General features: G+C 43.0%; 17 protein-coding genes. 14 read left to right on the forward strand and 3 right to left on the reverse strand.

Going from position 1 to position 22,126, the window contains the following annotated elements:
- The 11 genes from LCH52_13865 to LCH52_13915 all read left to right on the forward strand — a co-directional run.
- Window positions 1-434: T9SS type A sorting domain-containing protein (locus tag LCH52_13865; GenBank protein ID MCA0389571.1), on the forward strand; the 434-nt coding region annotated here is incomplete at its 5' end.
- 112 nt (window positions 435-546) lie between these two features.
- Entirely contained in the window at window positions 547-2,919 is a 2,373-nt protein-coding gene (locus LCH52_13870) for a hypothetical protein (protein MCA0389572.1), read from the forward strand.
- Window positions 2,920-3,140: 221 nt separating this feature from the next.
- The gene (leuS, locus tag LCH52_13875) at window positions 3,141-5,615 is read left to right on the forward strand and encodes a leucine--tRNA ligase (protein ID MCA0389573.1); all 2,475 of its coding nucleotides are present in this window, start codon (window positions 3,141-3,143) and stop codon (window positions 5,613-5,615) included.
- 1 nt (window position 5,616) lies between these two features.
- Entirely contained in the window at window positions 5,617-6,894 is a 1,278-nt protein-coding gene (gene serS, locus LCH52_13880) for a serine--tRNA ligase (GenBank protein ID MCA0389574.1), read from the forward strand.
- A gap of 219 nt (window positions 6,895-7,113) precedes the next feature.
- Entirely contained in the window at window positions 7,114-7,476 is a 363-nt protein-coding gene (locus tag LCH52_13885; GenBank protein MCA0389575.1) for a DUF5362 domain-containing protein, read from the forward strand.
- A 1-nt stretch (window position 7,477) separates the two neighbouring features.
- A complete protein-coding gene (locus LCH52_13890; GenBank protein MCA0389576.1) occupies window positions 7,478-7,843 on the forward strand; it encodes a DUF5362 domain-containing protein in 366 nt (121 codons plus the stop codon).
- A 301-nt stretch (window positions 7,844-8,144) separates the two neighbouring features.
- A complete protein-coding gene (locus LCH52_13895; GenBank protein ID MCA0389577.1) occupies window positions 8,145-9,065 on the forward strand; it encodes a MerR family transcriptional regulator in 921 nt (306 codons plus the stop codon).
- Between the two features lie 114 nt (window positions 9,066-9,179).
- Window positions 9,180-9,680 carry a hypothetical protein gene (locus LCH52_13900; GenBank protein MCA0389578.1) on the forward strand — a complete coding sequence of 167 codons (501 nt, stop codon included), beginning with the start codon at window positions 9,180-9,182 and terminating at the stop codon, window positions 9,678-9,680.
- Window positions 9,681-9,702: 22 nt separating this feature from the next.
- Window positions 9,703-10,704, forward strand: coding sequence for a hypothetical protein (locus LCH52_13905; protein ID MCA0389579.1), 1,002 nt, complete (start codon window positions 9,703-9,705; stop codon window positions 10,702-10,704).
- 48 nt (window positions 10,705-10,752) lie between these two features.
- Window positions 10,753-11,757: a hypothetical protein gene (locus tag LCH52_13910; GenBank protein ID MCA0389580.1), complete on the forward strand. Its 1,005-nt coding sequence runs from the start codon at window positions 10,753-10,755 to the stop codon at window positions 11,755-11,757.
- Window positions 11,758-11,765: 8 nt separating this feature from the next.
- Window positions 11,766-13,001, forward strand: a complete 1,236-nt coding sequence (locus LCH52_13915) for a hypothetical protein (protein MCA0389581.1) — start codon at window positions 11,766-11,768, stop codon at window positions 12,999-13,001.
- On the opposite strand, the gene priA is transcribed toward LCH52_13915, so the two are convergent.
- From priA to lysA, 3 genes are all read right to left on the reverse strand, one after another.
- Window positions 12,998-15,472, reverse strand: coding sequence for a primosomal protein N' (priA, locus tag LCH52_13920; GenBank protein MCA0389582.1), 2,475 nt, complete (start codon window positions 15,470-15,472; stop codon window positions 12,998-13,000). The genes LCH52_13915 and priA overlap by 4 nt on opposite strands.
- Window positions 15,473-15,550: 78 nt before the next feature.
- Complete coding sequence (locus tag LCH52_13925) at window positions 15,551-16,099, reverse strand: hypothetical protein (GenBank protein ID MCA0389583.1); 549 nt, start codon at window positions 16,097-16,099, stop codon at window positions 15,551-15,553.
- 50 nt (window positions 16,100-16,149) lie between these two features.
- The gene (lysA, locus tag LCH52_13930; GenBank protein ID MCA0389584.1) at window positions 16,150-17,433 is read right to left on the reverse strand and encodes a diaminopimelate decarboxylase; all 1,284 of its coding nucleotides are present in this window, start codon (window positions 17,431-17,433) and stop codon (window positions 16,150-16,152) included.
- An 85-nt stretch (window positions 17,434-17,518) separates the two neighbouring features.
- On the opposite strand from lysA, the gene LCH52_13935 reads away from it, so the two are divergent.
- From LCH52_13935 to aspS, 3 genes are all read left to right on the forward strand, one after another.
- A complete protein-coding gene (locus LCH52_13935; GenBank protein MCA0389585.1) occupies window positions 17,519-18,880 on the forward strand; it encodes a deoxyribodipyrimidine photo-lyase in 1,362 nt (453 codons plus the stop codon).
- A 71-nt stretch (window positions 18,881-18,951) separates the two neighbouring features.
- Window positions 18,952-20,133 carry an MFS transporter gene (locus tag LCH52_13940; GenBank protein ID MCA0389586.1) on the forward strand — a complete coding sequence of 394 codons (1,182 nt, stop codon included), beginning with the start codon at window positions 18,952-18,954 and terminating at the stop codon, window positions 20,131-20,133.
- A gap of 165 nt (window positions 20,134-20,298) precedes the next feature.
- Window positions 20,299-22,068: an aspartate--tRNA ligase gene (aspS, locus tag LCH52_13945; protein ID MCA0389587.1), complete on the forward strand. Its 1,770-nt coding sequence runs from the start codon at window positions 20,299-20,301 to the stop codon at window positions 22,066-22,068.
- Window positions 22,069-22,126 lie beyond the last annotated feature (58 nt).

Below are 22,126 nucleotides of genomic sequence, written 5' to 3' on the forward strand. Positions count from 1 at the left end.
GGGGATTTGTGGGAGATGTAACAGGAGATGGAGTTGATGATTTAGCACTTGTATATGATTATGACGGTAATTCTACGGGATACGGCTATGCAGTAATAGTGGCGGGAGACAGGAATCTGGTATCTGTTCAGGATAATAATCCCTCTTCAGTTCCTTCATCTTTGAAGTTGGAAGCGTACCCCAACCCGTTTAATCCAACAACAAAGATGAAGTATACTCTTACGACTACGGGCTTCGTGACACTTTCAATAGTCAGTGTATCAGGAGAGCTGATTGAAAGACGGGAACTTGGAGAGCGACATCCCGGAAGTTATGAACAAGAGATAAACCTCGGTTCGAAAAACGCTGCCTCGGGAATCTATTTTGCAGAGATAACCCTCAAGACAGGTTCAGAAGTGAAGAAGGAGAGGGTAAAACTACAGTTGCTCAAGTAGATAAGAATATTTCTAAAAGCTGTCATCAGAAATGGTGGCAGCTTTTTTTTCAGGTATCTGCCGTATTAATTAAGACCTGTTTGGTCTCAACAAAATCAAAAAGTCTAATAAAATGAATAACACCAAATTCTTAATTCTGTCAGTTTTGCTCTCGTTTTCAGCCTTGTCACAGAACAGGCCGGGAATCGATTACTTCCTGCACATCAGTTTTTTTGACCAGTACATAAATGCCAAATTTGGTGTTGAAGCGTGGAGTGACAAAGAAAACAATGTACTGCAAAGAGTTAAGCCTGTATATGAGATGATGAAAGCAGCCGGAATTACGCATTGTGTTACATTTCTTGATGATTACACTTCAGATACCCTCGTAAATCCGGGACTGAAAATCTACGACCGTCACATCGAATGGTCGGAAATAGAAAGTCTGCCGGTCGAGGGAACAAACAATCCCGGGAGATATCTCCTCGCTCAGGGACTCGATACGATTGAGAATGCCTTTGAGATCGGGGAATCGTCGTCGTTTACCGGCTCTTCACTTACAAAAGAGAATAATTATGGCTTCGGAGTTGCCGGGGGAGACACGAGCAGCGTCTGGTGGATGAATGTTGCTCCCAATATGATTCCCAAGTGGGTCACGGGTAAAACGGGCGGCAGGGCATCTGATGACCTTGACACCGGCGGGAAAAAAATAAAAATCAGAAGAGGAGAAGTGTCAGCCGGAGGCGGATATTACCTGGTTTACGGGATTATTAACCGGATGATGTTTACACGAAACAGGCAGCACTTTATGTGGATAAAGGCAAAAACAGACGAAAATAACCTTCCCGCTTCCACTCCCGTGCTTACTGTCCGGATAAGAATTAAACCATATACTTATGAAATGAATCCCGAAGATCATTTCGGAAAGCAATTGAATTTTGAAGATCCTGCCACTTTAAGAGACTCTTTACTGCCCGATGTGGTCTTTCAAATTCCTGTAACCGTGAAGGATTTTAAGGGAGATGGCTACCACTGGATCGAAGTTACTCATCCTCTTTTTCGACGAAGTGATGCGTTCAATCAGGTGGGGAAGGAGATGGAGATCGCTCTGTATTTCGAGAACAACATCGGTGTGAGTATAGACAGGATCGCCATTTGTGATGAGGATTTCAGGGAGTTCTATTCAAACGGGAAACTTCGCTCGGAGATTGAGTCTGCGATCAATTCAAAAACCGGTAAATACATCGATAATCCTCTTTTTGAATCGGCATATTATGATGAACCATACATGCTTACGACGAAGATCCGGGGGGATTATCAGAAAATGTTGAGAAGGGGAACGAACAGGGAAAGACTTGATATTAATGGTGCAACAGGAGGTGCCTGGAACTGGAATCTTGCTTTCGACAGGGAAATGTCCAAAGGTGAACAGTTCTATAAAAATTATCTCCTCTATGATTTCTATCCCCTGATCAGGGAGATTCCAAAAGGATACGATGATCAGGCAAGACTTCAGAGGGCTTTTGATGAGATGATCTGCCACAAAGGTGAACCTGTACTTAAATATCCGGGTCACGACCGCGACATGATCCAACACATGGGCTATCTTTCCGCAATAGAAGCATCCCAAAATTACACATCAGGAATCCCGGGGGATGACATCCCCTTGTTTCACACCATACAAGTGGCTGCATCTCAGACCATAAGATACGACGGTAACGGGAAATACTCTTACAAACCTAAATTTGGTGAACTTCGGGCACCGACACCGGAGGAAGTAAAGGCGATGAGTAATCTCGCAATAGCTTATGGAGCAAAAGGTTTCATGTATTATATGGTACCGACAATGATCCCGATGTTCAGACAACCTCTCGTGGAAGGGAGTGAAGTGCTTGCAACTTACGGAATCTTTGACGATGCCGGGAGAAAATATGATGATGACAGCAAGGAAGTCTGTTTCTCAAGAGGCTATGCGGAACAAACAGGAAATGACAGATACCGGGCAGTGAAAGAAACCATAACCACCATCAAATCGATAGAAAAATACATTTTGCGAGGCAATTGGCTGAACGGGTTTACATCAGATCAGAATGGCGGGAAATATCGTCTCGATAGAGGAAGAAAATGGATCAGTTCGATCAGCAGCAGACTTCTTGACAAAGATATTCCCGACTCAATACCTTATATGGAAGCAGGACTGTTTGGTTATACCAACGGACTGAGCGGCAAGGAAAGGACTTTTTCGCCTGACACTTTACTTCTTTATGTTGTGAATAAATTTTGTGACGATACTGACCGTGATCCGACTACTCATGCGGTCAGGGAAGTAAAGGTATTTATCGATGTGGAGAGTGTTCCATTCAAAAGATTTAAAATTCTGAACTTGTCTGATTCACAAAACACGGTACCCGGTCGATTTTCGCAGGACAGGACCGGCAGTTCAGATTATGTGAAATTACTACTTTCAGGAGGGGATGCCGCACTCCTGATGATTGTGAAGGAATGACTTCACTTTGGTCACCGGTACAATCTGTTTCTAATTTATAAGGCTGTCTCTTAACGGGCAACCTTTTTTTAGAACCCGGGAGCTTCGGAACCGTATATTCTTTAAGTGATAAAAGCACTCAAGTACTCAGGTACTCAAGTCACTCAGGAACTGCCTCCCAATTCCCCAAATATTCCTATTTTTAAAGTTTGAAATATTTAAAATATTAAGACTTTATAAGTATGAAATATCAAGCAAGCGAAATCGAGCCGAAATGGCAAAAATACTGGGACGAGCACGGGGTTTACAAGACTGATCTGAACGATCCTGCCAAAAAGCTTTACTCCCTGGTAATGTTTATTTACCCTTCAGGGGCAAAACTTCACTGCGGGCACTGGTACAATTATGGTCCCGCTGACACATGGGCACGATTCAGAAAATTGATGGGATATAATGTTTACGAACCGTTCGGTTACGATGCATTTGGTCTTCCAGCCGAAAACTACGCAATAAAGACGGGTGTTCATCCGTTGGACAGCACCCTGAAAAACATAGAAGATATCAGAGCCCAGCTCAAAAGAATCGGCTGCATGTATGATTCAAACAGTGAATTGATGACATGTGATCCCGATTATTACAAATGGAATCAGTGGCTTTTTCTTCAACTCTACAAAAAAGGACTCGCATACCGCAAAAAATCACCCGTAAACTGGTGTACTTCGTGCCAGACAGTTTTGGCTAATGAACAGGTACTCGGGGATGGAAGCTGTGAGAGATGCGGAAGTCCCGTTATTCAAAAAAACCTTGTACAGTGGTTCTTTAAGACCACAGCCTATGCCGACAGACTGCTTGAAGATCTTGATCTGATTGACTGGCCCGAAGAGACAAAGACCAAACAGCGTAACTGGATTGGCAGAAGTGTGGGTGCTGAAGTCGAATTTAAGGTGGAAGGAAGTGAAGAGGTAATAAAAGTTTTTACCACCCGACCTGACACACTTTTTGGTGTTACCTATGTAACCCTGGCTCCCGAGCATCCGCTTGTAGCAAAACTCACGAAGCCCGAATACAAATCGTCTGTTGAAAAATATGTTGAACAAACCGCATATCTGACCGATATTGACAGACAATCGACGACAAAAGAGAAATCGGGTGTGTTCACGGGTTCTTATGCGGTTAATCCGGTCAACGGTGAATCGGTTCCCGTCTGGATCGGTGATTATGTCCTCGTAACCTATGGAACAGGCTGTGTAATGGCTGTTCCCGGACATGATGAGAGAGATTTTGAATTTGCGAAGAAGTTTAACCTTCCAATCGGAAAAGTGATTCTTCAGGAAGGTACCAATCTCGAGGATGAACTTGCCGAGGCATTTACCGAGGCAGGAACAATGGTAAATTCGGGTAAATTTACGGGATTAAACTCAATTGCCGGTAAAGAAGCGGTTATAAAGGAACTTGAAAAAACAGGGAACGGATGTGCCAAAGTTAACTACAGACTGAGGGACTGGCTGATTTCCCGTCAGAGGTATTGGGGAACGCCGATCCCCGTGGTTTACTGTAATACATGCGGCGAGGTTCCTGTTCCCGAAGAGCAGCTTCCGGTTACACTTCCCTACGATGTGGAGTTTAAACTTCAGGGTGATTCACCCTTGAGGAGACACGCAGGATTTATGAACACAACCTGTCCGAAGTGCGGCGGTCCTGCTGAAAGAGACCCCGACACGATGGATACATTTGTGGATTCCTCCTGGTACTACCTCCGTTATCTGAATCCGAAATTTAAGGACGGGATGATCGACACTTCGCTTACCGATAAATGGTCACCCGTTGACATGTATATTGGGGGCAGGGAACACTCGGTGATGCATCTGCTGTATGCCCGTTTTGTCCACAAATTTTTGATGGATATTGGTCTTGTCAAAACTCCCGAACCGTTCATGAGGCTTGTGCATCAGGGGACAATCACCAATCAGGGTGCCAAGATGTCGAAATCGAAAGGGAATGTCGTAAATCCCGAGCCATACATCGACAAATACGGATCTGATGTTTTCCGTCTATACCTGATGTTCATGGGACCATATGAACTTGGTGGTGACTGGAGTGATTCAGGAATTACCGGCACTGAACGGTTTGCCCAGAGACTTTATGACATGGCTCAGACCTATGCAGGATGGTTTACAAAACATAAATCCGAAGAAAAATATGATCTTGCAGATTTGAGCAGTGAAGAAAAATCGGTTTACAGATATGTGAACAAAACCCTCGCGAAATATCAACATGAGATGGAACATCTGAAATTCAATACGGCAATTGCCTCGATGATGGAACTGAGCAATGAACTCGGAAAGAATCTTGCAGCCTGCAGAGCCGGAATTCAGACATACACTCTCTTGAGGGTTGCTTCGATGCTGGCTCCACTGGCACCACATCTTGCCGAGGAAATTGCAAGCATTTTGGGACGGGAAAAGTCGCTGTTTGAGGAACCCGATCAGTTCACCCCCGATCCTGCAGCTTTGACGGTTGACTCCGTCACGATTGCTGTTCAGGTCTCGGGCAAGATGAGAGGAACTGTTGACATGCCCGTCGATTCAGATCAGGAATCTGTTTTTGATGCGGCAAAAAATGACCCCAAAACTGGCAAGTTCATTGAAGGAAAAGAGATCATTAAAGTAATCTTTGTTAAAAACAAAATTTTGAATGTAATAGTAAAACAGGCATAAAATGTTAGACTTAAAATTTATAAGAGAGAATCCCGATGTTGTAAGACAGGGAATCGAAAACAAAAATGAAAAAAACAGAATTGATGAAGTACTCGAACTCGACAAAAAGAGGAGAGAAATTCTCGTTATCGCCGATGATCTGAAGTCGAAGAGGAACAGGGTAAGCGACGAGGTGGCAAGGCTTAAAAAAGCCAAGGAAGATGCCACTTCCCTCATAGAGGAGATGAAAGGTGTCGGAGAGGATATAAAAAAGTATAACGAAGAGCTTGCAGTAGTGGAAGCGGATTTGAACAACATACTCGCTTACATTCCCAACCTGCCGCATTCATCAGTACCCGTCGGAAAATCTGCCGCTGATAATGTTGAAGTGAGAAGATGGCTTCCCGATGGATATAATCTTGATGACCCGACCGTGGTTCCCGACCATCTTCAGATTGGCAAAAATCTGAAAATCCTCGATTTTGAGAGGGGAACAAAGATTTCAGGTTCCGGTTTCCCCCTCTACATGGGAGACGGAGCCACTCTTGAGAGAGCACTTTTCAACTTTTTCCTCGATTTCCATCTTGAGCATCACGGATATCAGGAAGTGATGACCCCCTTTATAGTGAATCGTGATTCGATGAAAGGGACGGGACAGATTCCGAAAATGGAAGAGGATATGTACACCTGTGAAAGAGACGGGATGTATCTTATTCCGACTGCGGAGGTGCCGATTACCAATATTTACAGAAGCGAGGTTCTTGATGAGTCCTCACTTCCGATAAAATACTGCGGATACTCCCCCTGTTTCAGACGGGAAGCGGGTTCTTATGGCAAGGATACCAAGGGATTTTTAAGAGTTCACCAGTTTAATAAGGTAGAGATGGTGAAGTTCGCAAAACCTGAAGGTTCTTACGATGAACTTGAAAAACTTGTGAATGATGCCGAAGATATTCTGAAAGCCTTGAATATTCCATACAGAGTTCTGATGCTTTGTACCGGAGATTTAAGTTTTTCGGCAGCGAAATGCTATGACATCGAAGTGTGGTCACCCGCTGAAAAGAAATGGCTCGAAGCCTCTTCCTGCAGTAACTTTGAAGATTTTCAAGCCCGGAGAGCAAACATAAAATATCGCCGTTCGGAGGATAAAAAGCTTGAGTTCATTCATACATTGAACGGTTCAGGGCTTGCCACCAGCCGGTTGATGGTTTCACTTCTCGAAAACAATCTCAGACCTGACGGCAAACTCAATGTTCCCGAAGCTCTAAGACCATATCTCAGAAAAGATATTATCGGATAGAGATTTCCTTTCCCCGTGCAGAGGGGTTGTCTTTTCAGTGGATACAATTTAATCCCTGAAAACTCAACCCCTCCGGGATAAAAAATTCCCTGATAAAAAAATACCCGATTCATTTGTAATTCTCGTAAAATATTTGGAAATTCCATTGTGGATTTGCGATATTAGCGAAATGCCACACCGGTTAAATTTCATATTTACAAAACAGATCAGGACTGTGCTATGCAGAATGATTTTATAATGAACAGTATGATGTCAAAGCTGGCAGCCGACTCGAAATTCGTGGGAATTTTCATGATGGTTGTCGGCGGGTTGGTTTGTCTTACACTTTTCGGGATACCGTTTGGTCTTCCATATTTATTTGCCGGAATCAGAGCCAAGGATGCCGGAGCACAAATCGAACAATTTATGATGACAAACGACAATGTGATAAAAACGAATGCCTATGAGAACTATCAGAAGCATTTTTTCATATTGAAGGTTTTGTTTATAGTCGGAATTGTAGTTGCGATTCTTGCAATTCTGATTTTTGTATTCGTCTTTGCAGCAATGATTTCGAGTATTTCAAGATCGGGAGTACACTAACATGGAAAACAACTACTACGAAAAGAACATTATCACAAAGCTTGGTTCCGATGCCAAATTTGTCGGTATTCTTAATATCATCATCGGTGTTCTCAACTGTCTTTCGCTGTACGGAATTCCTTCAGGAGTTCTTACGATTATTACCGGGATGAAGGCAAAGGATGCGGGAAACCATTTCCAAAATTATGCAACTTACGGGGATGAGGCTGAAGAATACAGAGCCATCGAAAATCTCGGAAACTACTTCAAATGGATGAAAATATCGATCATAGTGGGGATTGTGATCATGGCGATCGTTTTCATTATTTCCCTCTCTGCCGGAGGCAGTCTTTTCAAGATCCCCAAGGGTAGATACACTCAGCTTTAGCCAATAAAAAAGAGGCTGATAACCTTTCGGAAATCAGCCTCTCTAACATTTCACACATCACTTCGGAGCCAACAAATCTTTATTGATACTCCGGCACACAGGCAATTCACAGCAATTCGTTCACAGTATATCCATCTTTACATTACTGCCGGAGCATCGGGAGAGATTCTATAATTAACACTGTTGGAGTAAGTACTTGTTTAACATTTGTGGCAATAAAAAGAGTTCCAAATGTTAGATAATTATTGACAAAAATTGAACGACACTTGATTATTAGCGAAAAGATGCTTAATTTTAGGATATGAAAGAAACTTTAGAATTCCCCATAAATGTCGTCGCAAAACTTACAGGCCTTTCGTCCCATCTCATCAGGGCGTGGGAAAAAAGGTATTCTGCAATTACTCCGTCAAGAACAGGTACGAACAGGAGGGTATATACTGAAGAAGCGATCGAAAAGCTGAAATTGCTAAAGCTCCTCACCTCAAAAGGTTACTCGATAGGGAATGTGGCTTCCCTTGGTATATCGCGTCTCAAGGATATGCTGGGACAGCCGGAGCTTCACCACCATCTCCCCGGTGTGGAGCCCAAAAGTGAGGGAGACATCATCACACGATGCCTGAAAGCGATTGAGGAATACGACTCACAGAAACTCGAAACAGAGCTGATTAAATCCTCACTTCAGTTTACCTTGCTGGAATTGTTCGACAAAGTGATTACTCCTCTCATGCATAAAACAGGTGACCTTTGGCGGGTTGGTAAACTAAGACCGGCACATGAGCATCTCGCAATTGAAACGATAAAAAGATTTCTGAGAGGAATTCAGGCAGGTTTCTCGATTCATTCTGCTGCCCCCGTCATGGTGGTTTGTTCTCCGGCAAACCAGTTGCACGATCTCGGTGCATTCATGACCACATTCGCGGCTTCATCTGAAGGATGGAAAACCGTTTTTCTGGGTTCGAACCTTCCCGCAGAAGATATAGCAGCCGCTGCACTCCGGGTAAATGCAAAGGCTATTGCATTGAGCATCGTCTATCCGGATGACGATCCATATCTCTCCTCTGATATCCAGAAAATGGGGATTCTTCTTCCCAAAAGCATTAAAATCATCTTTGGCGGGCAATCGGTCTATGGCTACAAGAAGGAAATCGACAGCATTGGGGGTATTATAGCCGGAAATATGACCGCACTTCGGAATGTGATGCACTCGATTAGAAAAAAATAAAAAATTTCACCTGTTTTTTTCCGAAATTTCATAACTTTATTAACCGGTTTTCAGCCTTTTTTGGCAGCGCCGAGGGCGGAAACAATCAGTTAATTTTTTACCGGCAGGCATAATATGAATACTAAAGACGACAGGAAAAAAAGATCCGGGAAGTTTCGCGGAATTGAAGAAGATTACCCCGGATTCGAAAAATTCAGGAAGAACAATAAATTTTACCCCGGGTATCCTCCTGATGCAAGCAAAGAAGCGATTCAAAAAATAGAATCTCAGCAGTTCGGTACAGGCCACCTTGTACACGACAGTAAAGTCCTTTTTGACGGCGACAGATCTGAAAACACTTATAAAGAATTCAGACCCGGTGTCGTCGGAAATCCACCCACCAAAAGCAACCGGTTCCTGACCGGCTGGTTCCCCTGCAGTACAGGGAGTTTCCATCGCAAGCGCTCCGAGACTGTTTTTCTTGACACTGACAACGACGGCATCGACCGCAAATGCTACATCCTCCTGAAGTATCGACAATTTTTTAAGTATTCAACACTCGTGGAAAAGAAATTCGAGATTTCGGAGCAAAAGAAAACTGAACTTAAAAATAAAATGAACAATTTGGACGGATAAGAAAATGGGGAAAAAGAATAAAATGAGCGAAGCAGAAAGATTTTTCAGAATGCTTAAACAGGATGATTCGCTGACATATGCCGAAATATCAGCGGCTTATGCTTGGTTCACAGGCTTTTTTGAGAAGAGAGCAAGGCAAACACTTTTTAATTTTGATGAATGGCAGGTTTTGAATGCCATGTCGGGTGTACTCGAGTCGCTTTTCACTACTTTCCGCGGAGAGGAAGCTCCCGACGATCCTGAAGCTTACCTGAGGATCACTATAGCGAACGCCTTAAAACCCCTTTATGGTGATAAAGCCGATGCAAACCGGATTGCCACAAGAAAAAAATATGCAAAAATTTTGCAAAGTTTGGAAAACGAGGGCAGAATTTACTCTAATGATACAAAGGTCAGTGTGAATAATGTGTTCGATCAGCCTGGGCTCAGTGAAGAATCCATTTATGGTTACATTTGGCAACTCGCTGATGATGACACAAAACTTGATGCAGTGTTCATTCTCGAACTCCTGACATTAATCAATGGACCGGTTGAAGAACAATTATTGCTCAATCAGTTGGTTAATTACTCAAGAGGCATAAAAAACACTGAGGTTAGAATTGACGGAGACGAAGATCCGGAGAATGAAACACCGGAATATGAAGCAAAGGATACAAATTTTTGGGCGGATAAGGAGCTTGAAATAAAAGATTTTATGGATAATGTTATGTCGGAAATTGAGCAAGAAGCCAATTCAGATAAAATATTGAGCGAAGAAGTTTTTATGCAGCTCCTTTATTTATCGATGAGCAACAAAACCAGCAAAGAAATCGGAAAAATTGCAGGAATGACTCAGAAAAATGTTGAATACTACATATCCGAGCGGGCAAACAGAGCGATGAGATGCCACATAAAGGATTGGACTAAAGAACTTGCTGATCTATTATGGGACTACAGCGAGGAAACCGTGCTCGCCCTGTTGCAGGATGAACTGACTGTGAGACTAAAGGATAAATACCATGTATATCTACAGGGAATTAATTGATGAAAATTGTGCTATTGTTGCAGAAATGTGAAGCAAGGAGTGTCTGATATGGACAAAAAAGAGAAAAAGATGATCAAACAAAAAAGTGTGATGCCTGATTTGGAGCAATTCAAAAAGATGGTGGAAAAAGCCCGGGCGGCTGTGTACGAAAAACCTGATGAGATAAAACCGGGACAAATATGGGGAATTACAGGCAAGGAATACCGGTTTGTAGTTTTGTCTTCTCCAGAAGACTCCATTACAGGAAAAGATGTAAGAGTTGTTCCGGTAACACATAAGGTTCACATGGCAACCGAAACAGATGTGATACTTCCTGAAGATTTCGTTTATTATTCCGAATCTGTAGTTCTTCCGTTTCAGGTTACAAACATCATGAAGGAAAGACTCGACCTTTATCACGGCGAGCTTAAAAAAGATATCACCGATTTCCTCCTCAAAACCGACAACAAAGGTGAGCTGGCGACACTTCCCAATTTCACACGCCAGGGCAGGAACGATCCTTACGACCCCATAATCTTTGAATACAACGAAAACCTCAGGGAAGAGTTGTTCAGCTTTGCTCAGGAAGTTTTTCATGCTGCAGATCTGGTTGAAGATGAGGAGAGGGTAACGGTTTTTGACACTGTAGAGAAAACATTACTGGAATTCCTGGGTTTCCTGAAGAATGCTCTCGCCTCTCCGGAACCTGAATATATGATGATGATGGCAATGACACCCGAGAGACCGGATTTCAATCCCAGAGCGAAAAACAAGAAAATTCTTCTGAAAAGTCACGACAACATTTCAATCGCTCTTGCCACCATAAGCTCCGAGCCGGTAATGGTTTTCACAGCATTAAATCTGGAGGACGACAGAGATTTGACGGGTGTCAGAATCACTCTAACAAGCGGAGACGGTGAAGGGAGCTATTCTGATTTTCATGATGGAAATTTTGGTTCCAGACAGATTAATTTTCTGATTCCTGAAAATATAGTTCAAAATATGAAAAATGGTTTTGTTCTAACCTATAAACTCGCCGGTCAGGCGTTTGAATTACCTGTCAATTTCAAATAAGAGAGCAAATGTCCGGTAAAATTAACAGGATCATCAATAAACTCAGACAATACAACAATGGTTTTGATGTAGCAATCTCCGAGTACCAGCAAAAAGACAAGGAAGAGAGGGTGGATTTTTTCCTTCGAATCCGGGATGAATATTTAACGGGAATCAGTGGACGCAGGTTAAAAGAGGATACCAAGAAGAGATTTCTGCAAATGGTATATCCCGACCAGGATGTTACATCTGAACTTCAAATTTGCAGCCGGTTCAGCCCGGTTGAATCACTTCAAATTGGCGAAACATACCTTGCAACCTACTTCTCCGAAACAACCGGAGGAGCAGCTTACAGGATGAAATTAGTTGCACAGAAAGCAACATCTCCGTCACAGATTGAAAGGAAATCTGTAAGTCCTGCTCTGACAATGATTTCCAATTTGATAAATGAAATCATCAAAGAAAAAAAGTTTTTTGTTGCAAGGAGCCATTTATTCAACTTCGAACCTGTAGTCTTCGATGCGTTTGATGTATATGTTGATGATATAAAAATAAAGGGAAGATCACACGAACTTCCAATGGCTATGGCACTCCTTTCTACAGTTTTTAAGAGAGCCCTTCCGGCAAATGTGGCTTTTACGGGTGCATTAAATGAGTATGGAAAGATTGAGAGAGTATCCGGTTTAACTGAAAAGATTAAAGCCTTCATCAATGAATATCCTGAGGTTGATACTCTATATATTCCGAAACAGAACGAATTCGACAAATATTTTCGTCCTGATAACATCAAAATAGTACCCGTTGACCGTTTCTCTGATTTGATGAAAATTATATTCCCCGATTTTAGTGAGATAATTGAGGGGGACATCGAGGAAAAAATTTACTTTGAGGTGGTGAAGGATGTCGAACTAAGCCTGCCCAAGGATATGCCGGGAAAGATGGATACGCCAAAAGCAGTTTTGTTCACTTTGCAATATTCCTATGTCGGTGATCTTGGAACCGGAGTTATGAACAAGCTCAACCTTGTGGAAGAAATAAGAAAGAATACGAGTGGAGATTCTGACTGGTTTATTCTTGACAATGTCAGACCAAACTGGTTTGTAGCTTTTCTGGCGGGAAAATTTTTTAATAAATGTTCGGTGTTTGCCATAACCAGTAAAAGTGACGGATTTCAGAATGCTGTAGTCATTTTCAAGAGGGGAAATGTGGGCGTGAAACCGGGGGATAGAATTCCTTACACAATAAAAAAGGCTTCGGACACCTAAACCACTGAATAGGGATTCATATCAAAGACAATTCTGATATCTTTGTGTTTTGATTTTTTCCGCCAGATTTCGTGAGCTTTGGTAATGGTTTCTCTAAGGATTGAAGCAGAGGGATCGACCTTTTTGGAAGTTTTTATGAGCATCTGGAAGCGAAACTCGTTTTTCAGTTTTGAGAGGACTGCCGCAGAGGGGGGAAGAATTGAGACATTTCTGTTGTAATTAAACATCTCTTTGTACAAATCAATAAGGGCATTACTTGCCTTTATCGGGTCTTTATCCTTTGTCTCGGCGAGGCAGAGGTTTGAGAACGGGGGATAGAGCCTGAATTCGCGACTTTGCACATCCCTGTTAAAAAATCCCGGATAATCGCCATTCAACACCAGCTTAAGGAGGGGATGATTCGAATCATAAGTCTGGATAATCACTTCACCGGGGAGGTTGCTTCTGCCCGCCCTGCCGCTGACCTGAGTCAGCATCTGAAAAGTTCTCTCCTCTGCTCTGAAATCGGGCATCCATAATGAAGCCTCCGCTGAAATCACACCGACGAGGGTAACGCGGGGGAAATCAAGTCCTTTCGAAACCATCTGAGTTCCTACCAGCACATCAATTTCACCATCCCTGAATTTATTCAGAATCTCTCCAAGTTTCCCTTTTTCCGAGATTGTATCGGAGTCAATTCTTTCAATCCGGGCATCGGGGAAATATGACTGCAATTCATCTTCCACTCTCTCAGTGCCCGTCCCAAATAGTTTCACATTTCGGGAGCCGCATACTGTGCACGCTTTTGGCATTGGTTTTACGGAGTTGCAATAGTGACATTTGATGTTGTTCGTTTTTATGTGGTAGATCATTCCCACAGAGCAGTTGTCACACTTTTCAAGGTTGCCACACTCGACACAGTAAACCTGAGTGGCAAACCCCCGTCTGTTTTGGAGGAGAATAACCCCTTCCCCCTTTTTGATTTTCTCATCGATTTTACTCAGAAGGAGCTTCGAGAAGACATTCTCCATCTCTCCTTTTTTCTTCATTTCGGTGGTGTTTACAAGTTTTAAGTCGGGAAGTGTAGCACCATCAACTCTTTCGGGGAGTTCGAGAAGTGTGTATTTGCCTGAACGGGCATTATGCATCGACTCGATGGAGGGGGTGGCAGAGCCCATCAAAATTGGACAGTCATTGTGCTTTGCGAGAACCACTGCAGCATCCCGGGCATGATATTTCGGGGGTATTTCCTCCTGTTTGTAACTGGAATCGTGTTCCTCATCCACTATTATCAGGCCGATATCATTCAGCGGTGCAAACAGAGCCGAGCGCGCACCTGTGACAACCTTGCACTTTCCCGATGCTATTCTCATCCATGCATCATGCCTCTCTCCCGGGGAGACCCTGCTGTGAATTACTGCAACCTTATCTCCGAAATTTTGAACGAGTCTCGCCGTCATTTGAGGAGTCAGCGAGATTTCAGGAACGAGAAGGAGGCAACTTTCCCCCTTTGCAATGGTCTTCTTTATCAGTTCGATATAAACCTGGGTTTTACCGCTTCCCGTTACTCCATGAAGCAGAAAGGGTTTGAAACTTTTATTTGTAATATGCACAGAAACGGCAGAGATCACTTTTTCCTGGTCCGGTGAGAGATCGAACTGCTTCAATTCCTCGTTGTAGGTTTCGTGGTAAACTCTGTCAACCACCTTGTCATAAACCTCCACAAGACCTTTTTCCACAAGTCCGTTTATGGAACTTGAAGAGCCTGATACCACTTTTAGCAGTTTTCCCGAGGGGGCTTCCTTCGTTCTGAAAGATGCAAGCTTCAGAAGCACAGTAACCTGTTTAGGGGAGCGTCTCTCGATTTCGGGTATCACCGAATATATCTCTTCAAGTGATTTTGCAAGTCTGACATACCGTTCGGTTTTGGTTTTAACCTTGGGCTTGCTTAGTCCGTCATCGATAGTGAGAATTCCCTCCTGCTCCATTTTCTTCAAAGGATTGATTATCGACTTCACACCCGTCAGATTTTGGAGTTGTTTTAGGGTATATTTCTCCTTCTTCAGAAGCAGATCCATCACTTTGTATCGTGTGGATGAGGTGTTTTTTTCATTTCCGATAAATTTCTCGATCGTTTCACGGTCGGAGTAAACAATTTTTTCAGACTGAATGGAAGTGCCGTAGGGGTCGGTAAGTTTTAGTGCCTCTCCGAGCGAACTCATGTAAAAAGAAGAGAGCCACTGATAAAATTTCAACTTTTTTTCGTCAAAAACGGGATGCTTGTCGAGTACCCGAATAATTTTTTTGATTTTACTCAGATCATCAAAGGGGGGGTCATCCGTCATCCCGACAATAAATCCCGTTAGAGTTCTCTGACCAAAAGGGGCAACCACCCGTTTCCCGATCTCCACTTCATCATAAAGCGTTACCGGAACCGAGTAGGTAAAAAGAGAATCAACCGGAAGCGGGAAAGATACCTGGAGGAAACGCATTTTTAATTATGAGTTATGAGTTATAAGTTATGAGTTAGAACCAAAATTAAATAATAACTCATAACTCATAATTCATAACTACTTTACTTTTTTCTTAAAAAATGGTACAAGGTCCCGCTTGTTTTGGGGTTTTTTGCTGATGAGTTCGAATTCGAGTTTTTTCTCATCTTTGGGCCATATGATGCGGGTGTATTCCGGCTTTTTGATAACGGTACCGTTTGTTACACCGATGGAATCTTTGCTGATGTTGGTATAGTAATAGTATTCACCGTCAAACTGGATGGCTTCCACATTGCGGATGGAATTGAAGGAAAACTGTACACTTCCCGAGAGTTTTTTGTTGACTACATCGAGGTTTACACCGATGAGTCTTTTTCCCGTCTCTGCCATATATCCTAAAAATTCATCCCTCTGGAAGTAGATATCCCACAGAATTGTAGTATCCTGTTCCAGCTCCTTGTTGCCGGTTGCATCTGAATAAATTCCGTCTGCGAAGAGGGTGGCGGTGCCTGTTGTATCGGAATTTTTATTTATGGTTATCTCATATCTCATTTTTTCGACGAGGAGGCAACCCTGGGAGGTCAGTAAAATGGTCAGTATGGAGAGGGCAAAGAGTGTTTTTTTCATAATCTTCTTGAGTTGTTTAAATTTCTACTGTTGGTTCGCAATTAACTGAATTAAGGTATTTTGATCAAGTCATCAATTACTCTCTCATCATAGATGAGGTGGTCATAGGTTTCACGGCTGCGAGCTATATGCCAGGCACTGCCATCCACAATTATTTCAGGTGGTTTTCTTCTGACATTGTAATTTGACGACATTACCGAAGCATATGCACCTGCAGACATTATTGCTACGAGATCTCCCGGTTCACCTTTTTGCAGTTCCCTTCCTTTGGCGAGATAATCACTCGATTCGCAGACCGGTCCGACAACATCGTATGTTATACGCTCACGGGAGTTAATAAGTTCTACCGGAAGGATTTCGTGGTAACTTTGGTAAAGAATCGGGCGGATAATTTCTGTCATGGAAGTGTCGAGAAGGAGAATATTTTTATTTCCGCTTTCTTTTGTGTAGAGCACTTTGCTGATAAGGGCTCCGCAGTTTGATGTGATGAATCTTCCCGGTTCGAAGAATATTTCACAGTTAAAATCATTCAGTATTGGAGCCACCTGCTCTCCAAATTCTTTAATATGGAAGATATCCCCGCCGTGGTAGGGTGACCCGAAACCTCCGCCGAGATCGAGGTGTTTTAATTTCAAACCGCGATCTTCGAGTTTACTCATGAATAACCTTAGTTTTTTCAGAGTCTCGAAGTAAGGGTCGAACGACAGGATCTGTGAACCAAGGTGGACATCAATTCCTGTGAATTCGATGTTTTGATAGTTCTTATGATTCAGAAAAATATCCATTGCAGGTCCCGGATCGATTCCAAACTTTACACCGCTTTTAGCAGTTGAGATATTTGGATGTGTCTGGACAACAATATCCGGATTTACACGCAATGCCACCGAAGCCTTTTTCCCCAGTTCGCCAGCAATTTCGTTTATCATTTCCACTTCAAGCTTCGATTCAGCTTTTATCATGAGTACTTCAGACTCAACTGCGAGGCGGATTTCTTCGAGAGTTTTTCCGACGCCGGTCATTATCATCCGGCTTGGATGGGCACCGGCTTTAAGGGCGCGATAGAATTCACCGCCCGAGTTCACATCGAGACCAAATCCTTCGTTATAGATTATTCTGATTACATTGATATTTGAGTTTGATTTTACTGCATAAAAGACTTTGTGAGGTACATTTTTGAAAGCGGCATCAAACTCGCGGCATCTTTTAACGAGCGAAGCTTTGCTGTAAATGTAAGCCGGAGTGTCTTCAGCAGAAATTATTTCTTCAACAGGGATGTTTTCACAAAATAGTTTGTTATTTTGGTAGTGCCAAAAGTTATCTTCAAAGTGTTGCATTTTTGGGGAAATTTTTCAGAAAATTAAAACGAAATTTAGTCAAAAATCTTAAGACAGCGGAATTTGGTGATTCCGGGAGCTTATAATGCAAAAACAGATAGTAGTCGATGAGAGGAGAATAAGACTTCTGCAGGAGGGGACGAACAGAAACGGGGTGGTGGTTTACTGGATGAGTCGTGACCAAAGGGCGGATGACAACTGGGCTCTTCTTTTTGCACTTCAGACGGCAAACAGACGGCAAATGCCCCTCATGGTGGTTTTTACTCTTGTACCAAATTTCCTTGAGGCAACAGAGAGACAGTATAACTTCATGATCAAGGGGCTGATGGAAGTGGAGAGAGTTCTAAGGAATCATCTGATTCCATTTAAAGTACTCCTTGGATCCCCTGAGACAACACTTCCGCAGTTTTTGAAGGAAATCAGGGCTTCGGCTCTCATCTGTGATTTCGACCCGCTGAAGATCAAAAGAATCTGGAAAAGGGATGTTGCCAAACAGATCAATATTCCTTTCTATGAGGTTGATGCACATAATGTTGTTCCTGTCCTCAATGTCAGCAACAAGGAGGAATTTGGTGCATACACCTTGCGACCTAAAATTCACAGACTTCTTCCCGAACTTTTGACCGATTTTCCGGTACTTTTCGAACCTGTCGTCAAGGAGAGTTATCCCGAAAGAGTCGATTGGGATTCTGTGAATTCATCTCTCGTGATCAACAGGGGGGTGAAAGAGTCGGAACATTTTCACCCCGGTTCAGGATCAGCCACGAAGGCATTACAGAACTTTCTGATCAGGAAGATAGAATTTTATGATGACAAAAGAAACGATCCAACGGAAGATTATCAGTCGGACCTTTCACCATATTTTCATTTCGGAAAACTTGCTCCTCAAAGGGCAGCTTACGAGGCTTTTATGAGGGTAAAGAAAACAGAAGCAAAAGATGCATTTCTTGAAGAATTGATTGTAAGAAGAGAACTGGCGGATAATTTTTGCTACTACAACACGAAGTATGATTCCTTCGAGGGATTTAAGGACTGGGGAAAGCTTACCCTGAACACCCACCGGAACGATGAGAGGGAGTTTGTATATTCACTAACAGAATTTGAGGAAGCGAAAACACACGAAGACCTGTGGAATGCAGCTCAAATGGAGATGGTAAAAAAAGGGAAAATGCACGGATACATGCGGATGTACTGGGCAAAAAAGATTCTCGAATGGAGTGAAAGTCCTGAGGAAGCCATGAGAATAGCCGTGTATCTTAACGACAAATATTCACTTGATGGCAGAGACCCCAACGGTTATACAGGCATTGCATGGTCTATCGGTGGAATTCATGACCGCGCATGGACTGAACGAGCTGTCTACGGGAAGATCAGATACATGAACTACAATGGATGTAAAAGGAAGTTTGATACGGCAGAGTATGTTAAACGATGGCTGAGTATTTGAAGGCTGAGGGCTGAATTGCGATGGCTGAATATTTGAAGTTTGAGGTTTGAAAATTTGAAGAAAATGAAATAATGAAGAAAACAATTTCGCGGCAGGTGGTGATACTTGGGATGGTGAGTCTTTTCACTGATATTGCGAGTGAGATGCTGTATCCCGTAACACCGATTTTTTTGACTGCAACTCTCGGTGCCTCGATGGCCTTGGTTGGTGTTATCGAGGGGATTGCGGAGGTGATTGCCGGATTCCTTAAGGGATATTTCGGGATGCTATCCGACAGGCTACGGAAAAGATCAATCTTTGTGACTATAGGATATTCATTGTCGGCAGTTGCAAAACCGCTACCCGGTTTGATTCCCGGTATCGGGACTGTGATTGGTTCGCGAATTGCTGACAGAATCGGGAAAGGGATCAGAACTGCTCCCCGTGATGCACTTCTTGCAAGTCATTCCGATGGGAATTCGGGGGCTGTTTTTGGTTTTCATCGCGGAATGGATACTCTCGGAGCGGCATTGGGACCTGTTGTTGCACTGGTTCTCCTCTATTTTTATCCCGAAAACTACACACTTGTCTTTTTGGTGGCGTTTATTCCGTCCGTTTTTGCGGTTGTTTCCACACTGCTGGTTAAAGACAGGTTTGTTGAGGGGAAATCGAAACCAAAATCAAACTACCTTGCTTTTCTGAAGAATGCGGGTACACAATACAAATTTCTTTTGGCAATTGTTGTTCTTTTTTCCTTTGTAAACAGCAGTGATGTCTTTCTTATTCTAAAGACTCAAAAAGAGTCAAATTCAGAACTGCTGGCAATAATTGGCTACATTTTCTACAATCTGGTCTATGCATCATTTTCCTATCCCGCAGGAATAATTTCCGATAAACTTGGTAAGAGAAAGGTTTTTGCAACAGGACTGTTTCTGTTTGCGATCGTTTATTCGGGATTTGCGTTTCTTTCCAATATTTATGTGATTTTTGGACTTTTTACCCTTTATGGAATATACGCCGCAACCACAGAGGGGATAGTAAAAGCATGGGTTTCTGATCTCGTTCCTGATGAGTCGAGGGGATCTGCGATCGGGTTGCTGACGATGTTGCAGAGTTTTGCTGTGATGGCGGGCTCCGTAACCACAGGAGTTCTCTGGGATGCCTTTGGGTCAAAATTCCCGTTTTTGATTTCGGGAGGTGTTGCCGGGGTGCTCTGTCTGGTTGTACTTCTCATGAAGGAGCAGATGCATCGTAAACATGAATTACCTGTGTAGAACGGGGATTTATCTATTCGGGCGACAGAGTGTACTAATCATGTACCTGTGTCGTAGTTGAACAGCATCCGGTACAGGCATCGAATTTATGTTTTCACATCAATTCATTATTAAGTAAATTTAAAGTCAAGTTTTTTTGAAATAAAGAAGAGTAAACGATATCCGATGGAATTTAAGTTAAGAACACACAATTGCGGAGAGCTTCGGGAGAGCAATATAGGCGAGAAAGTAGTATTGAACGGCTGGGTGGCTGTTAGAAGAGACCTCGGTGGAGTAATTTTTATTGATCTGCGGGATCGATACGGAATAACCCAGGTTGTATTTGATCATACTTTCAACGCTGATGCACATGCACACGCAAAAGAATTAAGATCGGAATATGTGATCTCGATAGAGGGAACCATTCGTAAGAGACCTGAAGGAACAGAGAACGCTGCACTTCCAACAGGATTTGTCGATGTAATGGTTGACAACCTCCTGATTCTGAACAGAGCGAAGACACCACCATTTCCAGTTGAAGACGACATTGATGTTCATGAGGAATTGAGGTTGAAGTATCGTTATCTCGATCTTCGCCGTCCCGCCATGCAGAAAAACATGCTTGTTCGCCACAAAATGTATCAGGTAACAAGAAAGTTTTTTGATGAAAACAGTTTTGTGGAAGTGGAAACACCGATACTTATGAAATCAACCCCGGAAGGGGCAAGAGATTTCCTTGTGCCGAGCCGTCTGCACAAAGGGAAGTTTTATGCTCTTCCACAGTCTCCTCAGCAGTACAAACAAATTCTCATGGTTGCAGGTTACGACAGATATTTTCAGATTGTAAAGTGCTTCAGGGATGAAGACTTGAGAGCCGACCGTCAGCTTGAGTTTACTCAGATAGATGTTGAAATGTCGTTCATCAATCAAAATTTTGTATTTGAGACTTTTGAAAGACTGATGAAAGTGCTTTACAAGGAGATCTGGGGGAGAGAGCTTGAAACCCCGATTCCGAGAATCACCTATGAAGAGGCTATGACAAGATACGGCTCCGATAAGCCTGATCTTCGTTTCGACCTTGAAATGAAAACCCTCAACGGAGTGTTTGCAGGCACGGAATTCAGAGTTTTCAAAGACACTATTGAGTCAAAAGGAATCATAACCGGACTTGTTGCTCCCGGATGCGGTGACTACACAAGAAATCAGCTTGATGTGCTAACTGACTTCATTAAGAAACAGGGTGCAGGCGGACTGATCTGGATTCGTGTAAAGGAAGATGGACTTGAGTCCCCGACGATGAAGTTCTTTACCGATACCGAGAAAGAGGCAATGGTAAGTGAACTTGGCGCCAAACCGGGCGATCTTATCCTTATCCTCAGTGGCAGGAAATACAAAACCCTGGGACTTATGGGCAACCTTCGTCTGGAGATGTCACGCAGACTCAATCTCGTCACAGCGGAATCAGAACCGAAACTTTTGTGGGTTAAGGATTTCCCTCTGTTCGAATGGGATGAAGAGACCAACAGATATTATGCAATGCATCATCCATTCACTTCCCCCAACATGGAAGATGTGGCGTTGATGGATACCGATCCTGCTGCTGTCAGAGCGCAGGCTTACGATCTGGTTCTCAACGGGAATGAAATTGCCGGTGGCAGTATCAGAATTCATGATTCGGAGTTGCAGGCTAAGATGTTCAAAACTCTCGGATTCACCGAAGAGGACGCAAAAGAAAAATTCGGCTTCCTGATGGGTGCGTTCCAATATGGTGCACCACCTCACGGCGGAATCGCATTCGGATTTGACCGTCTGTGCATGATCTTCTGCGGGGAGAAATCGATTCGCGAAGTTATTGCCTTCCCCAAAACTGCAAACGCAATTTCACTTATGGATGACAACCCGTCACTGGTCTCCGATGACCAGTTGAAGGAACTTCATCTCAGAATCAGACAGTAGTTATTAAGACCCGGTTAACAGCCGGGTTTTTTTATTATATTTCCCTAATGATTCAGAG

It is taken from the genome of Bacteroidota bacterium (assembly GCA_020161395.1).
Classification (GTDB): domain Bacteria; phylum Bacteroidota; class Ignavibacteria; order Ignavibacteriales; family Ignavibacteriaceae; genus UTCHB3.